The organism is Kitasatospora sp. NPDC101183, from assembly GCF_044767945.1.
In the GTDB taxonomy this organism is placed as follows: domain Bacteria; phylum Actinomycetota; class Actinomycetes; order Streptomycetales; family Streptomycetaceae; genus Kitasatospora.
In genome coordinates this window covers 49,752-64,804 of record NZ_JBIWOW010000029.1, presented here as the reverse complement: position 1 = coordinate 64,804, position 15,053 = coordinate 49,752, and the positions used below count along the sequence as shown (strand labels likewise).

Below are 15,053 nucleotides of genomic sequence, written 5' to 3'. Positions count from 1 at the left end.
CGGGGCCGCTATTCCGTGAATAGCGCTCATCACGTCAAGGTGTCCGCTGAGCGAACGTGACAGTTCGTCATCCGTGACGACTGTCCGTTTGGTGCCTGTCTGGCTATGTCTCATATGTCCGGTTTTCGAAACTAACCCACTGTTCATGTGACCTAATTGAGATCGTCACTGGTCACTTTCGTGTCCGTGCGTGACGGATAGTGGGTGCAGTCAGGCTCGGGTCAAGGGTGAACGCGCAGGGGTGCGCGCCGAAACCACGAGCGCGGACGGCACAGCGGGCCCGGTTTCAACCGTCCGCAGTGCTCTCCTCGTTGCAACGTCGAATTCAGGAGGCACACCGATGCGTGGTGGGAGCCAGGCCAAGTGGGTTGTCGCAGCTGTTGCTGTCGCCCTTGCCGCGACCGCTTGCGGTAGCAACGGAGGCGGCAGCAGCTCGTCCGGCGGCTCCGACGGCGCCGCCGTCAACCCGACGGGCGTGTTCAGCTACCAGAGCGGTGAGCCGCAGCGTCCGCTGCAGCCGGCCAACGCCATGGAGAACCAGGGCGGCCGCATCGTCAAGCAGCTCTTCATGGGCCTCGTCGACTACGACCCGGCGACCGGCGCCCTGCGCAACCAGGTGGCCGACAAGATCGAGACCACCGACGCCAAGCACTTCACCGTCACGCTGAAGCCGAACTGGACCTTCCACGACGGCACCAAGGTGACGGCCAAGTCCTTCGTCGACTCCTGGAACTGGTCGGCCAACACGGCCAACAACCAGATCAACTCGGACTGGTTCTCCGACATCGTCGGCTACGACGCCGTCCACCCGGAGAAGGGCGACCCGACCGCGAAGGAGATGTCGGGCCTCAAGGTCGTCGACGACACCCACTTCACGATCGACCTCTCGTCCCCGGTCTCGTACTTCACGTACAAGCTCGGCTACTCGGCCTTCTACCCGCTGCCCGAGGGCTTCTTCAAGGACCCGGCCGGCTACGGCGAGAAGCCGGTCGGCAACGGCCCGTACAAGTTCGTGTCGTGGGAGCACAACAAGGCCATCACGCTGGCCGCCTACGACCAGTACGCCGGCAGCAACAAGGCGAAGAACGGCGGAGTGGTCTTCCGCAACTACACCGCCGGCGAGGCCGCGTACAAGGACCTGATGTCCGACACGCTGGACGTGCTGGACCAGGTCGACTCGACCGACCTGCCCAAGTACAAGGACGACCTGGGCAAGCGCGCGGTCGACCAGCCGCAGGGCGCCATCCAGAACATCTCGTTCGCGCTGTACAACGCGGACTGGGCCGCCATGGACAAGGACAAGGCGGCCAAGGTCCGCCAGGGCCTGTCGATGGCGATCGACCGCGACACCATCACCAAGACCGTGCTGAACGGCAACCGCCAGCCCGCCGACGCGTTCGTGGCGCCCGGCGTCATGGGCTTCAAGGCCGGCGCCTGCGGCGACGCCTGCAAGTTCGACCCGGCGAAGGCCAAGCAGCTCATCACCGAGAACGGTGGCGTCCCCGGCGGCAAGATCACCATCCTCTACAACTCCGACGGTGGTCACAAGGAGTGGGTGGACGCGGTCTGCAACAACATCCGCCAGAACACCGGTGTCGAGTGCCTCGGTGACCCGAAGCCCGACTTCAAGACCTCGCGCGACATCGTGACCAAGAAGCAGGTCGCGAGCATGATGCGTACCGGCTGGGTGCAGGACTACCCGCTGAACGCCAACTTCCTGCGCGACGTCTACGGCACCGGTGCCGCGGCCAACGACGCCGGCTACTCCAGCCCCGAGTTCGACAAGCTCGCCAAGGACGCCGACGCGGCCACCACGGTCGAGAAGACCGCCGAGCTGTACCAGCAGGCCGAGGCCGTCCTGGCCAAGGACATGCCGGCCATCCCGCTCTGGTACTACAAGACCAGCTCCGGCTACTCGAACAACGTCCAGAACGTGAAGTTCGACTCCTTCGGCAACCCGGTCTACACCGACGTCGAGGTCAAGAAGAAGTAATCGGTCGGCACCGCCTGACCCGGTGACAACGGCCGGTGCCCGTCCATCCCCACAAGGGCGAGGACTGGCACCGGCCGTTGGCACGCCGACTTATCTCTCCGGGTTGACGGGCCCGGCAGAGCCAACATGGAGGCACGATGGGGCGCTTTGTCGCGAGGCGACTGCTCCAGATGATCCCGGTGTTCATCGGAACCACCGCGCTCATCTTTTTCATGGTGCACGTGCTGCCGGGTGACCCGGTGGCCGCGATGTGGGGCGACAAGGCACCGGACCCGGTCCAGCTCGCCTCCCTCAGGCACGAGATGGGTTTCGACAAGCCGCTGATCCAGCAGTACCTCGATTACATGGGGAACATGCTGACCGGCGACTTCGGAACCACGCTGGGGAACAAGCGCCCAGTGCTCGACGTGATCACCGAGGCCCTGCCGGTCACCATCCGGCTCGCGCTGCTGGCGTTCGCCATCGAGATCGTGCTCGGCGTCGGCATCGGCCTGGTCTCGGGCCTGCGCCGCGGGAAGCTCTTCGACAAGGGCACCCTGATCATGACGCTGCTGCTCATCTCGATCCCGGTGCCGGTGCTCGGCTTCGTTCTGCAGACGATCGTCGGCCAGAACCTGGGCTGGGTCACCCCGACCGTGCAGGACAGCAACGACATCACCCAGTTGATCCTGCCGGCCGTCGTGCTCGGCTCGCTCTCGCTGGCGTACGTCGCGCGTCTCACCCGTACCTCCATAGCCGAGAACATCAAGGCCGACTACGTGCGCACCGCGGTGGCCAAGGGCCTGCCGCGCCACAAGGTGATCACCACTCACCTGCTGCGCAACTCGCTGATCCCGGTCGTCACCTTCCTGGGCACCGACCTCGGCGCCCTCATGGGCGGCGCGATCGTGACCGAGGGCATCTTCAACGTCAAGGGCGTCGGCAACGCTCTCTTCACGGCGATCAACCACAAGGAGGGCTCGACGGTTTCCGGTTTCGTCGCCTTCCTGGTGCTGGTGTACCTGGCCGCCGGATTGATCGTCGACCTGCTCTACGCGGTCCTGGACCCGAGGATTCGTTATGCCTGACCTGACCGAGAAGAAGGACGCGGGGATCCCCTCCCCGCGGGACGGGGCCGTCGCGGCCGCCGCGCCCAAGCCCGAGAAGGCCCGCAGCCTCGGCTCCGACGCCTGGCACGACCTGCGCCGCCGGCCGATCTTCGTGATCTCCGCGGTGCTGATCCTGCTGCTGATCCTCATGGCGATCGCCCCGAGCCTGTTCACCTCGGTGGACCCGCGCGCGGCCGACCTGCGCAACCACTACCTGGGCAAGCCGAACTACACGAACTTCTTCCAGGCGGACTGGTTCGGCTACGACGTCCAGGGCCGTTCGATCTACGCGCGTGTCCTCTACGGCGCCCGTGCCTCGGTCATCGTCGGCATCTGCGTCACCGTCGGCGTGACCATCCTCGGCGGCCTCACCGGCATGCTGGCCGGCTACTTCGGCGGCTGGGTCGACACGATCATCTCCCGCGTGACCGACATCTTCTTCGGCATCCCGCTGCTGCTCGGCGCCCTGGTGATCCTCAACGCCTTCACCTCGCGCACGATCTGGAGCGTGGTGTTCGCCCTGGTCGTCCTCGGCTGGACGCAGATGACCCGCGTCATGCGCGGCTCGGTCATCACCGTCAAGCAGGCGGACTTCGTGACGGCCGCGAAGGCGCTGGGCGCCAGCACCGGCCGGATCATGTTCCGGCACATCCTGCCGAACGCGATCGCCCCGGTGATCGTCGTCGCGACCATCGCCCTCGGCGGCTACATCGCCCTCGAGGCGACGCTGAGCTTCCTCGGCATCGGTCTCCAGGACCCGACCATCTCGTGGGGCATCGACATCGCCTCCAACCAGAAGTCGATCCGTACGGCGCCGTTCGCCCTGTTCTTCCCGGCCGGCATGCTGAGCCTGACCGTGCTGGCCTTCATCATGCTCGGCGACGCGGTGCGCGACGCCCTCGACCCGAAGCTCCGCTGAGAGAAGAGGTGACGACCCGATGACCACCGTGATCGAGAACAACAACCAGAACAACGACCGTCTCGAAGTCGGAACCCCGCTCCTGGAGGTCAAGGACCTCCACGTGGAGTTCCACACCCGGGACGGCATCGCCAAGGCCGTGAACGGCGTCAACTACTCCGTCGCGGCCGGCGAGACCCTCGCCGTCCTCGGCGAGTCCGGCTCCGGCAAGTCCGTGACGGCGCAGACCATCATGGGCATCCTGGACATGCCGCCGGGGAAGATCACCAAGGGTGAGATCCTCTTCCGCGGCAAGGACATGCTCACCATGAGCAACGAGGAGCGGCGCAAGATCCGCGGCCGGAAGATCGCGATGATCTTCCAGGACGCGCTCTCGGCGCTCAACCCGGTCCTGAGCGTGGGCTACCAGCTCGGCGAGATGTTCCGCGTGCACCAGGGCGCCTCGCGCTCCGAGGCCAAGGCCAAGGCCATCGAGCTGATGGACCGCGTGCGCATCCCCGCCGCGGCCCAGCGGGTCAACGACTACCCGCACCAGTTCTCCGGCGGCATGCGCCAGCGCATCATGATCGCCATGGCGCTGGCCCTGCAGCCCGACCTGATCATCGCCGACGAGCCCACCACCGCCCTGGACGTCACCGTCCAGGCCCAGGTGATGGACCTGCTCGCCGAGCTGCAGGCCGAGTACAACATGGGTCTGATCCTGATCACCCACGACCTCGGCGTGGTCGCCGACGTCGCGGACAAGATCGCCGTGATGTACGCCGGCCGGATCGTCGAGACCGCCCCGGTGCACGACCTGTACGCCAAGCCGGCGCACCCGTACACCAAGGGCCTGCTCCGCTCGATCCCGCGCCTGGACCAGAAGGGCCAGGACCTGTACGCGATCAAGGGCCTGCCCCCGAACCTGCTCAAGGTCCCGACGGGCTGTGCGTTCAACCCCCGCTGCGACGTCGTCACCGACCTGTGCCGCACCGACACCCCGGAGCTGCACCAGGTGACCGACAAGGACGGCGTGGAGATCACCGGCCGCCGCAGCGCGTGCCACCTCTGGAAGGAGACCCTCCATGGCTGAGCCCATCCTGGAGGTCAAGGACCTGGTCAAGCACTACCCGCTGACCCAGGGAGTCCTCTTCAAGAAGCAGGTCGGTGCGGTCAAGGCCGTCGACGGCATCTCCTTCGACCTGGCCAAGGGCGAGACCCTCGGCATCGTCGGCGAGTCCGGCTGTGGCAAGTCCACGCTGGCCAAGGTGCTGATGAACCTGGAGCGGGCCACCTCCGGCCAGGTGCTGTTCAAGGGCGAGGACATCTCCACGCTGCAGGGGGCGGCCCTCAAGGCCGTCCGCCGCAACATCCAGATGGTGTTCCAGGACCCGTACACCTCGCTCAACCCGCGCATGACGGTCGGCGACATCATCGGCGAGCCCTTCGAGATCCACCCCGAGGTGGCTCCCAAGGGCGACCGCCGCAAGGCCGTCCAGGACCTCCTGGACGTCGTCGGCCTGAACCCGGAGTACATCAACCGGTACCCGCACCAGTTCTCCGGCGGTCAGCGCCAGCGCATCGGCATCGCCCGCGGCCTCGCGCTCAAGCCGGAGATCATCATCTGCGACGAGCCCGTCTCGGCCCTGGACGTGTCCGTCCAGGCGCAGGTGATCAACCTGCTGGAGCAGCTGCAGGGCGAGTTCGGCCTCTCGTACATGTTCATCGCGCACGACCTCTCCATCGTCCGGCACATCTCCGACCGCGTCGGCGTGATGTACCTGGGCAAGATGGTGGAGATCGGCTCCGACGAGGAGATCTACGAGAACGCCACCCACCCGTACACCCAGGCGCTGCTCTCCGCGGTGCCGGTGCCGGACCCGACGGCGCGCGAGTCCCGCGAGCGGATCATCCTGAGCGGTGACATCCCCTCGCCGGCCAACCCGCCGTCCGGCTGCCGCTTCCGCACCCGCTGCTGGAAGGCGCAGGACCGCTGTGCCGAGGAGATCCCGCTGCTGGCGATCCCGACCACGCTGGAGGGCCACGCCGCCCACGAGTCGGCCTGCCACTTCCCCGAGGTCCGGGAGTCGGCCGCGGCCTGACGCTCCCGTACGGTACCCGGAAGGGCCCGCGGCTGTTGCCGCGGGCCCTTCCGCGTTCCCCGGCCCGTCGGCGCGTCAACTCGGAGGGGCTGGAGGGCACCCATCCGGGTGCTCCCGACTCGCGCCGTCGACGGGGCGACCTTCTCATGGGGTGTGATGCGACACACACCACCGAGGAGGGACCTCTCCATGCCCGTAGCCGCCCGCGCCCGTTGGGTCCTCGCCACCGCTACCTCCGTGGCCCTGGTGGCCACCGGTTGCAGCAGCAGCGGCGGAGGAGGCAGCAGCTCGTCGGACGCCAGCAAGACGTTCAGCTACCAGAGCAGTGAGCCGCAGAACCCGCTGCAGCCGGCCAACGCGAACGAGGTCGGTGGTGGTCGCATCATCCAGAACCTCTTCAAGGGGCTGGTCGACTACGACCCGAGCAACGCCAAGATCCGGATGCAGGTCGCGGACAAGATCGACACCAGCGACTCGCAGACCTTCAACGTCACCCTCAAGGACGGCTGGAAGTTCCACGACGGCACCCCGGTGCACGCCAAGAACTTCGTCGACTCCTGGAACTGGTCGGCGAACCCGAAGAACGCGCAGATCAACAGCTCCTGGTTCTCCGACATCGAGGGCTACAAGGACGTCCACCCCACGACCGGGCAGCCCACCACGGACAAGATGTCCGGCCTGACCGTCGTCGACGACCTGCACTTCACGGTCAAGCTGGCCAACAAGGTCTCGTACTTCGAGTACAAGCTCGGCTACATCGCCTTCGCCCCGCTGCCGGACGCCTTCTTCAAGGACCCGGCCGGGTTCGGGCAGAAGCCGGTGGGCAACGGCCCGTACCAGTTCGTCAGTTGGACCCACAACACCGAGGTCGTCACCAAGGCGTTCGCGGACTACCAGGGCGTGGACAAGCCGAAGAACGGCGGCATCGTCTTCAAGATGTACACCACGTCGGAGGCGGCCTACGCGGACCTCCAGTCCAGCAACCTCGACGTGATGGACCAGGTGCCGCCCTCCGCGCTGGCCACGTACAAGAACGACCTCGGCGACCGGGCGATCGACGCCCCGCAGGGCGCCATCCAGAACATCGGCTTCACGCTCTACCAGGCCGACTGGTCCTCCCCGGACAAGGCCAAGGTGCGCCAGGGCCTGTCGATGGCGATCGACCGGGACACCATCACCAAGACGGTGCTCCAGGGCTCCCGCAAGCCCGCCACCGCGTGGGTGGCCGAGGGCGTCGAGGGCTACAAGGACGGCGCCTGCGGCGACTTCTGCAAGTTCGACCCGGCCAAGGCCAAGCAGCTGATCCAGGAGGGCGGCGGCGTCCCCGGGAACAAGCTGCTGATCACGTACAACGCGGACGGCGGCCACAAGGAGTGGGTGGACGCGGTCTGCAACTCGATCCGCCAGAACACCGGCGTGGACTGCCTCGGCGACCCGAAGTCGGACTTCAAGACCGCGCGGGCCGCGATCACCGGGCACACCATCAACGGCGCCTTCCGCACCGGCTGGGTGCAGGACTACCCGCTGAACGCCAACTTCCTCAACGAGGTGTACCGCACCGGCGCCGCCTCCAACGACTTCGGCTACAGCGACCCGAAGTTCGACGAGGCCGCCACCAAGGCCGACGAGGCCGCCAGCGTCGCCGACACGGTGGCCGGCTACCAGCAGGCGGAGGCGGTGCTGCCGAGCGGGATGCCGGCCATCCCGCTCTGGTACTACCGCACCAACTCCGGCTACTCGAACAAGGTGCAGAACGTCTCGTTCGACTCCTTCGGCAACCCCGCCTGGACCCAGGTCCAGGTCAAGGGCTGATTCCCCGGTCCCGCCGGCCCCGCCCTCCCCGCACGGGGGGCGGGGCCCGGCCCTCCCGGCCGGTCCGGCCGGCCGGTCCCAGGTAAGGAGGCCCGGATGGGCAGTTACGTCCTGCGGCGGGTGCTGCAGATGATCCCGGTGTTCTTCGGCGCCACACTGCTGATCTTCCTGATGGTCTACACGCTGCCGGGGGACCCGGTGTCCGCGCTCTTCGGTGAGAAGGCCGCCGACCCGGCCATCGTCGCCAGCCTCAAGCACCGGTACTACCTCGACCAGCCGCTGTGGAAGCAGTACCTGCACTACATGGGGAACCTCTTCCAGGGGGACTTCGGCACCAGCTTCACCGGGCGGTCCGTCGCGGACATCATGAAGGACGCCTTCCCGGTGACGATCCGGCTGGCGCTGATGGCCTTCGTCTTCGAGATGGTCCTCGGCCTCGCGCTCGGCGTGATCTCCGGGCTGCACCGCGGCAGCATCGCGGACACCCTGGTCCTGGTCATGACCCTGGTGGTCATCTCGGTGCCGGTCTTCGTGCTGGCGTACATCGCCCAGACGATCTTCGCGACGAACCTGGGCTGGGTCACACCGACCGTGCAGGACTCCCGCGACCTGTCCCAACTCGCCCTGCCCGCCGTGGTACTGGGCTCGTTGTCGCTCGCGTACGTGGCCCGGCTGACCCGGACGTCCATCGGCGAGAACCTGCGGGCCGACTACATCCGCACCGCGGTGGCCAAGGGCCTGCCCCGGCGGACCGTCATCGTGCGCCACCTGCTGCGCAACTCGCTGATCCCGGTGGTCACCTTCCTCGGCACCGACCTGGGCGCCCTCATGGGCGGCGCGATCGTCACCGAGGGCATCTTCAACGTGCAGGGCGTCGGCAACGTCCTGTACCGGGCCATCAACCAGAAGGAAGGCCCGACCGTGGTCGGCATCGTCACCGTCCTGGTGATCGTCTACCTCGTCGCCAGCCTGCTCGTCGACCTGCTCTACGCGGTCCTGGACCCGAGGATTCGCTATGCCTGACATCCACGACGAGGACTCGACGCGGCCCAACCCCAAGCCCGGCGTCTCGCACCTCGACTACGCCGGCGAACAGGGCATGGCGGTCGAGCAGGAGACGCTGGTCGAGCGCAGCGCCGAGAAGCGCGAGGAGGCCCGCAGCCTCTGGGGCGACGCCTGGCGGGACCTGCGGCGGCGGCCGATCTTCCTGATCTCGGCGGTGCTGATCCTGCTGCTGGTCGTCATGGCGGTCTTCCCGTACGCCTTCACCGACACCGACCCCCGCAAGGCCGACCTGGTGCACGACTACCTGCGCCGCCCCGACTGGGGGGACGTCTTCGGCGGCGGCTGGTTCGGCTACGACGCCCAGGGGCGCTCGATCTTCGCCCGGGTCGTGTACGGCGCCCGGGCCTCGATCACCGTCGGCATCTTCGTCACCGCCGCCGTCACCGTGCTCGGCGGGCTGACCGGCATGGTCGCCGGGTACTTCGGCGGCGCGGTGGACGCGGTGATCTCCCGGATCGTCGACATCTTCTTCGGCATCCCGCTGCTGCTCGGCGCCCTGGTGCTGCTCAACGCCTTCTCCACCCGCACGGTGTGGAGCGTGGTCATCGCCCTCGGCGTGCTCGGCTGGACGCAGATCGCCCGCGTCATGCGCGGCGCGGTGCTGACCGTCAAGCAGGCCGACTACGTCGTCGCCGGGCGGGCGCTGGGCGCCGGGACGGGCCGGCTGATGTTCCGGCACATCCTGCCGAACGCGATCGCCCCGGTGATCGTCGTCGCCACCATCGCGCTCGGCGGCTACATCGCGGCCGAGGCGACGCTGAGCTTCCTCGGCATCGGCCTGCAGGACCCGACCATCTCCTGGGGCATCGACATCTCCTCCGCCCAGAAGGTGATCCGCACGGCGCCGTACGTGCTGTTCTTCCCGGCCGCGGCGCTGTCCGTCACCGTGCTGGCCTTCATCATGCTGGGCGACGCGGTGCGCGACGCCCTCGATCCGAAGCTTCGCTGAGCGAAGGGGAGCGCCTCGTGAGTACAGCTGTGGACAGGACCCCCGAGCGCGGGCGGGAGGCGCCGGACGACGGGCCGCTGCTCGACGTCAGGGACCTGCACGTCGAGTTCGTCACCCGGGACGGCGTGGCCAAGGCCGTCAACGGCGTCGACTACTCCGTCCGGGCCGGGGAGACGCTGGCGGTGCTGGGGGAGTCCGGCTCGGGCAAGTCGGTGACGGCGCAGGCGATCATGGGCATCCTCGACATGCCGCCGGCCCGGATCCCGCGCGGGGAGATCCTCTTCCGGGGCCGGGACATGCTGACGATGAGCAAGGACGAGCGGCGCAAGATCCGCGGCCGGAAGATCGCGATGATCTTCCAGGACGCGCTCTCGGCGCTCAACCCGGTGCTGAGCGTGGGTTTCCAGCTCGGCGAGATGTTCCGCGTGCACCAGGGGGCCTCGCGCTCCGAGGCCAAGGCCAAGGCCGTCGAGCTGATGGACCGGGTCCGCATCCCGGCCGCGGCCCAGCGGGTGAACGACTACCCGCACCAGTTCTCGGGCGGCATGCGCCAGCGCATCATGATCGCCATGGCGCTGGCGCTGGAGCCGGACCTGATCATCGCGGACGAGCCGACCACGGCGCTGGACGTCACCGTCCAGGCCCAGGTGATGGACCTGCTCGCGGAGCTCCAGGCCGAGTTCCACATGGGTCTGATCCTGATCACCCACGACCTCGGGGTGGTCGCCGACGTCGCGGACAAGATCGCGGTGATGTACGCGGGGCGGATCGTGGAGACCGCGCCCGTGCACGAGCTGTACGCGCGGCCGGCGCACCCGTACACCCGGGGGCTGCTGGACTCCATCCCGCGCCTGGACCAGAAGGGCCAGGAGCTCTACGCGATCAAGGGCCTGCCGCCCAACCTGCTGCGGATCCCGCCGGGCTGCGCCTTCAACCCGCGCTGCCCGCGGGCCCAGGACCGCTGCCGGGCCGAGGTGCCCCCGCTGTACCCCGTCACCGAGGAGGACGGCGCCCCGCTGGAGGGGCGCGGCAGTGCCTGCTTCTTCTGGAAGGAGACCCTCCATGACCGTTAACGGGGCCAGTGCGCTGGGCGCGGCTCTGCCCGAGGAGGTGGCCTTCTCCCAGGAGGTGCCGAGGGGCGAGCCGATCCTTGAAGTCCGGGACCTGGTCAAGCACTTCCCGCTGACCAAGGGCGTGCTGTTCAGGCGGCAGGTCGGGGCGGTGAAGGCCGTCGACGGGGTCAGCTTCGACCTGATGCAGGGCGAGACGCTGGGCGTCGTCGGCGAGTCCGGCTGCGGGAAGTCCACGCTGGCCAAGGTGCTGATGAATCTGGAGCCGGCCACCGGAGGGTCCGTCCGGTACAAGGGGGAGGAGATCTCCCGGCTGAGCGGCGGCGCGCTGAAGGCCGTGCGGCGCAACATCCAGATGGTGTTCCAGGACCCGTACACCTCGCTCAACCCGCGCATGACGGTCGGCGACATCATCGGGGAGCCGTTCGAGATCCACCCCGAGGCGGCGCCGAAGGGTCAGCGCCGCAAGGCCGTTCAGGACCTGCTGGACGTGGTCGGGCTCAACCCCGAGTACATCAACCGGTATCCGCACCAGTTCTCCGGCGGGCAGCGTCAACGCATCGGCATCGCCCGGGGGTTGGCGCTCAAGCCGGAGGTCATCATCTGCGACGAGCCGGTCTCGGCGCTGGACGTGTCGGTGCAGGCGCAGGTGATCAACCTGCTGGAGCAGCTCCAGGGGGAGTTCAACCTCTCGTACATGTTCATCGCGCACGACCTCTCCATCGTCCGGCACATCTCGGACCGGGTCGGGGTGATGTACCTGGGGAGGCTGGTCGAGATCGGCAGCGACACCGAGATCTACGACCACGCCACGCACCCGTACACCCAGGCGCTGCTCTCGGCGGTGCCGGTGCCGGACCCGACGGCGCGGGAGTCGCGGGACCGGATCGTGCTCACCGGGGACGTGCCCTCGCCGGCCAACCCGCCGTCCGGGTGCCGGTTCCGGACGCGCTGCTGGAAGGCGCAGGAGCGCTGCGCGGTGGAGGTGCCGCTGCTGGCCGCGCCGGCCGGGCTGGAGGGGCAGGCGGCGCACGACTCGGCCTGCCACTTCGCGGCGGAGCGGACGAACGGCGGCTGAGGGGCCCGTACGGCGAAGGGCGCGCTCCCCCGGGGGAGCGCGCCCTTCGCCGTGATGGAACCGAGATCCACCGTGGGCTCGCCAAGTGCCCGGGGCTCCCTGATAGTTGCTCTGCGCCTGGCACCGGCCGGGCGGCGCGGAGGAGAGGGGGCCCTTCATGGACGGGCTGGAGGTGGTCGGCGGGCGGGAGCGGCTGGTGCCCGGGACGCCGCTGCTGGAGGTCGAGGACCTGCACGTGGAGTTCCGCACCAGGGACGGCGTGGCCAAGGCCGTGAACGGGGTCACCTACGCGGTGTCCGCCGGGGAGACGCTGGCGGTGCTGGGGGAGTCCGGCTCGGGCAAGTCGGTGACGGCGCAGGCGATCATGGGCATCCTGGACATGCCGCCGGGCCGGATCACCGCCGGGCGGATCGTCTTCCGGGGCGAGGACCTGCTGACGATGCACCCCAGGGACCGTCGGTCCGTCCGGGGCCAGCGGATCGCGATGATCTTCCAGGACGCGCTCTCCGCCCTCAACCCCGTGCTGAGCGTGGGCTACCAGCTCGGAGAGATGTTCCGGGTGCACCAGGGCCTGACGCGCTCGGAGGCGCGGGACAAGGCCGTGGCGCTGATGGACCGCGTGCGCATCCCGGCGGCCCGGCAGCGGGTCAACGACTACCCGCACCAGTTCTCGGGCGGCATGCGCCAGCGCATCATGATCGCGATGGCGCTCTCCCTCCAGCCGGACCTGATCATCGCGGACGAGCCGACCACCGCCCTGGACGTCACCGTCCAGGCCCAGGTGATGGACCTGCTGGCCGAACTGCAGCACGAGTTCCGGATGGGGCTCATCCTGATCACCCACGACCTCGGGGTGGTGGCCGACGTCGCGGACAAGATCGCGGTGATGTACGCGGGGCGGATCGTGGAGACCGCGCCCGTGCGCGACCTGTACGCGCGGCCGGCGCACCCGTACACCCGGGGGCTGCTGGACTCCATCCCGCGGCTGGACCAGAAGGGGCACAACCTGCACGCGATCAAGGGGCTGCCGCCGAGCCTGCTGAAGCTGCCGGAAGGCTGTGCCTTCCACCCGCGCTGCCCCCGGGCGCAGGACCGGTGCGTGGGCGAACTCCCTCCGCTGGCGCCGGTGGTGGCCGAGGACGGCCGCGAGCTGCCGGGCCGGCACAGCGCCTGCCACTACTGGCGGGAGACGCTGCGCGGCTGACGGCCTCGGCCAGGGCGCCTACTTGGTGAAGCCGACGTTCTCCCAGACGATGTCGGACAGGCCCTGCGCGCCGATGTTGGCGAGGTCGGGCTTGGCGCCGAACAGCTGCGGGCGCTGGTAGAGGGGCAGGACGCCCGCCACCTTCCACAGCTCGGCGTCGGCCTGGTTGATCGCCTCGGAGGCGGAGGCGGCGTCCGTGGCGGCGGCGGCCCGTTCGAGCGCGGAGTCGGCGGCCGGGCTGCCCGCGCCGACGTGGTTGGTGCCGCCGTTCTGGGCGAAGTTGGAGCGGTTGCCGCTGGCCGGGAACGGGGTGCCCATCAGGGAGTAGGCCGCGATGTCGAAGTCGTTGCGGTTGACGTACTTGTCGAAGAACTCGTTGATGGGCGCCGTCACCGTGGTGACCTTGACGCCGACGTCCTTGAGCATCTTCGTGGCGCTGGTGGCCTCGTTCTGGGCCTGGGTGACGCCGGCCGGGATGACCATGCGCAGGTTCAGCTCGCGGCCGTCCTTCTTCCGGACGTCCCCCTCCAGCCGCCAGCCCGCCGCGTCCAGCTTGCGGGCGGCCTCGGCGGGGTCGTAGCGGGCCAGGCCCAGGGAGTTGTCGCGGTAGGCGTTCTGGTTGGCGACCAGCAGGTGGTTGTTGAGCGGGACGGCGGGCCAGTCCAGGCCGCCGAGGTCGGAGCGGATGACGGCGTCCCGGTTGATCGCCTGGAAGACGGCCTGGCGCACTGTCGCGTCGGAGAGCGCGGGGGTGCGGGCGTTGAGGGTGAACTGGCGGAAGTCCGGGCCGCCGGCGCGGCGGACGACGGCGCCCTTGGTGGCGCGGATGGTCTGGTAGCCCGCGACGTCGGGGCCGTTGTTGACGAGGTCGATCTCGCCGCGGGAGAAGGCGGCGGGCATCGCGGTGGGCAGCATGACCTTGAAGACGATCCGGTCCAGCACCGGCTTGTCGCCCCACCAGTTCGGGTCGGCGACCAGGGTGACGGTCTGGGCGGCGCGGTCCAGCTTCTCCAGCTTGAACGGGCCGGCGGTGACCGGGATCGCGTCCAGGTAGGCGGTGTTGAACAGGTCGGGGGTGGAGACGAGGGAGGCCGGCAGCAGCGGGGCGTTGGCGGCGCCGTTGAACATCGACTGCCACTCGTTGAACGGGCGCTCGAAGGTCATCACCGCCTGGTAGTCGTCCTTGCCGCGCTCCACCGAGGAGACCAGCTCGAAGCCGGTGAGGCTGGACGGCTTGAAGGCCGGGTCCTTCCCGTTCATGGCGCGCCAGTTGGCCTCGATGTCGCGCCAGGTGATCGGGTTGCCGTCCGACCAGTGGGCCTTCGGGTTGAGCGTCCAGACGACCACCTGGCGGCCGTCCCTGAGCTCGGCGTGCGCGTCCTGGAGGTAGGCCGGGTTGGCGGTCTGGGTGCCGGCCGAGTCCGAGCGGAAGAAGGTCGGCAGCAGCGGCTTGGTGACGTTGACGGTCGAGGTCTCGCTGCCGTCGGTGTGGATCGGCGACCACTGGTGGGAGAACTGGGGGATCGCCAGGTTCAGGGTGCCGCCCTTGCGCAGCTGGGCGCGGTCGTGCGGGTTGATGTCGATCGAGGTGAGCTTGGGGGCGTCGGCCGCGCCCGGCACCGCGTCGGCCGCGCCGCCCTGGCCGGAGGCGCAGGAGCAGAGGGCGAGGGAGAGCGAGACGGCGGTCAGACCGGCGAGCAGCGCCGTCCGGTGGTGCTGGAGGCGGCGGCCCATCGGCGTGCTCCCGGGGTGCGTGTGACGGAAGGTGAGGCGACACATCTTGCTGACCGGGAG

The 15,053-nt window shown here is 68.8% G+C and carries 12 protein-coding genes; 11 read left to right on the top strand and 1 reads right to left on the bottom strand.

The window, feature by feature from the left end; translation table 11 throughout:
• Positions 1 to 340 precede the first annotated feature (340 nt).
• The 11 genes from ACIRRS_RS31720 to ACIRRS_RS31670 all read left to right on the top strand — a co-directional run bounded on the left by ACIRRS_RS31720 (position 341) and on the right by ACIRRS_RS31670 (position 13,259).
• A complete protein-coding gene (locus ACIRRS_RS31720) occupies positions 341 to 1,993 on the top strand; it encodes an ABC transporter substrate-binding protein (RefSeq protein ID WP_402978104.1) in 1,653 nt (550 codons plus the stop codon).
• 137 nt (positions 1,994 to 2,130) lie between these two features.
• Positions 2,131 to 3,060, top strand: a complete 930-nt coding sequence (locus tag ACIRRS_RS31715) for an ABC transporter permease (RefSeq protein WP_402978101.1) — start codon at positions 2,131 to 2,133, stop codon at positions 3,058 to 3,060.
• Positions 3,053 to 4,000: an ABC transporter permease gene (locus ACIRRS_RS31710; protein WP_402978099.1), complete on the top strand. Its 948-nt coding sequence runs from the start codon at positions 3,053 to 3,055 to the stop codon at positions 3,998 to 4,000. The genes ACIRRS_RS31715 and ACIRRS_RS31710 overlap by 8 nt, the downstream gene beginning before the upstream one ends.
• 19 nt (positions 4,001 to 4,019) lie before the next feature.
• Positions 4,020 to 5,072 carry an ABC transporter ATP-binding protein gene (locus ACIRRS_RS31705; RefSeq protein WP_402978097.1) on the top strand — a complete coding sequence of 351 codons (1,053 nt, stop codon included), beginning with the start codon at positions 4,020 to 4,022 and terminating at the stop codon, positions 5,070 to 5,072.
• On the top strand, positions 5,065 to 6,081 hold the full coding sequence (locus tag ACIRRS_RS31700) for an ABC transporter ATP-binding protein (RefSeq protein ID WP_402978095.1): 1,017 nt from the start codon (positions 5,065 to 5,067) through the stop codon (positions 6,079 to 6,081). Before ACIRRS_RS31705 ends, ACIRRS_RS31700 begins: the two co-directional genes overlap by 8 nt.
• Before the next feature lie 189 nt (positions 6,082 to 6,270).
• The gene (locus tag ACIRRS_RS31695; protein ID WP_402978093.1) at positions 6,271 to 7,893 is read left to right on the top strand and encodes an ABC transporter substrate-binding protein; all 1,623 of its coding nucleotides are present in this window, start codon (positions 6,271 to 6,273) and stop codon (positions 7,891 to 7,893) included.
• A 96-nt stretch (positions 7,894 to 7,989) separates the two neighbouring features.
• On the top strand, positions 7,990 to 8,916 hold the full coding sequence (locus ACIRRS_RS31690; protein WP_402978090.1) for an ABC transporter permease: 927 nt from the start codon (positions 7,990 to 7,992) through the stop codon (positions 8,914 to 8,916).
• Positions 8,909 to 9,907: an ABC transporter permease gene (locus ACIRRS_RS31685; protein ID WP_402978087.1), complete on the top strand. Its 999-nt coding sequence runs from the start codon at positions 8,909 to 8,911 to the stop codon at positions 9,905 to 9,907. The genes ACIRRS_RS31690 and ACIRRS_RS31685 overlap by 8 nt, the downstream gene beginning before the upstream one ends.
• A gap of 17 nt (positions 9,908 to 9,924) precedes the next feature.
• On the top strand, positions 9,925 to 10,980 hold the full coding sequence (locus tag ACIRRS_RS31680) for an ABC transporter ATP-binding protein (protein WP_402978084.1): 1,056 nt from the start codon (positions 9,925 to 9,927) through the stop codon (positions 10,978 to 10,980).
• Positions 10,970 to 12,055 carry an ABC transporter ATP-binding protein gene (locus ACIRRS_RS31675; RefSeq protein WP_402978081.1) on the top strand — a complete coding sequence of 362 codons (1,086 nt, stop codon included), beginning with the start codon at positions 10,970 to 10,972 and terminating at the stop codon, positions 12,053 to 12,055. The genes ACIRRS_RS31680 and ACIRRS_RS31675 overlap by 11 nt, the downstream gene beginning before the upstream one ends.
• Before the next feature lie 157 nt (positions 12,056 to 12,212).
• Complete coding sequence (locus ACIRRS_RS31670; protein ID WP_402978078.1) at positions 12,213 to 13,259, top strand: ABC transporter ATP-binding protein; 1,047 nt, start codon at positions 12,213 to 12,215, stop codon at positions 13,257 to 13,259.
• Positions 13,260 to 13,277: 18 nt separating this feature from the next.
• On the opposite strand, the gene ACIRRS_RS31665 is transcribed toward ACIRRS_RS31670, so the two are convergent.
• The gene (locus tag ACIRRS_RS31665) at positions 13,278 to 14,993 is read right to left on the bottom strand and encodes an ABC transporter family substrate-binding protein (RefSeq protein WP_402978076.1); all 1,716 of its coding nucleotides are present in this window, start codon (positions 14,991 to 14,993) and stop codon (positions 13,278 to 13,280) included.
• Between the last annotated feature and the right edge of the window lie 60 nt (positions 14,994 to 15,053).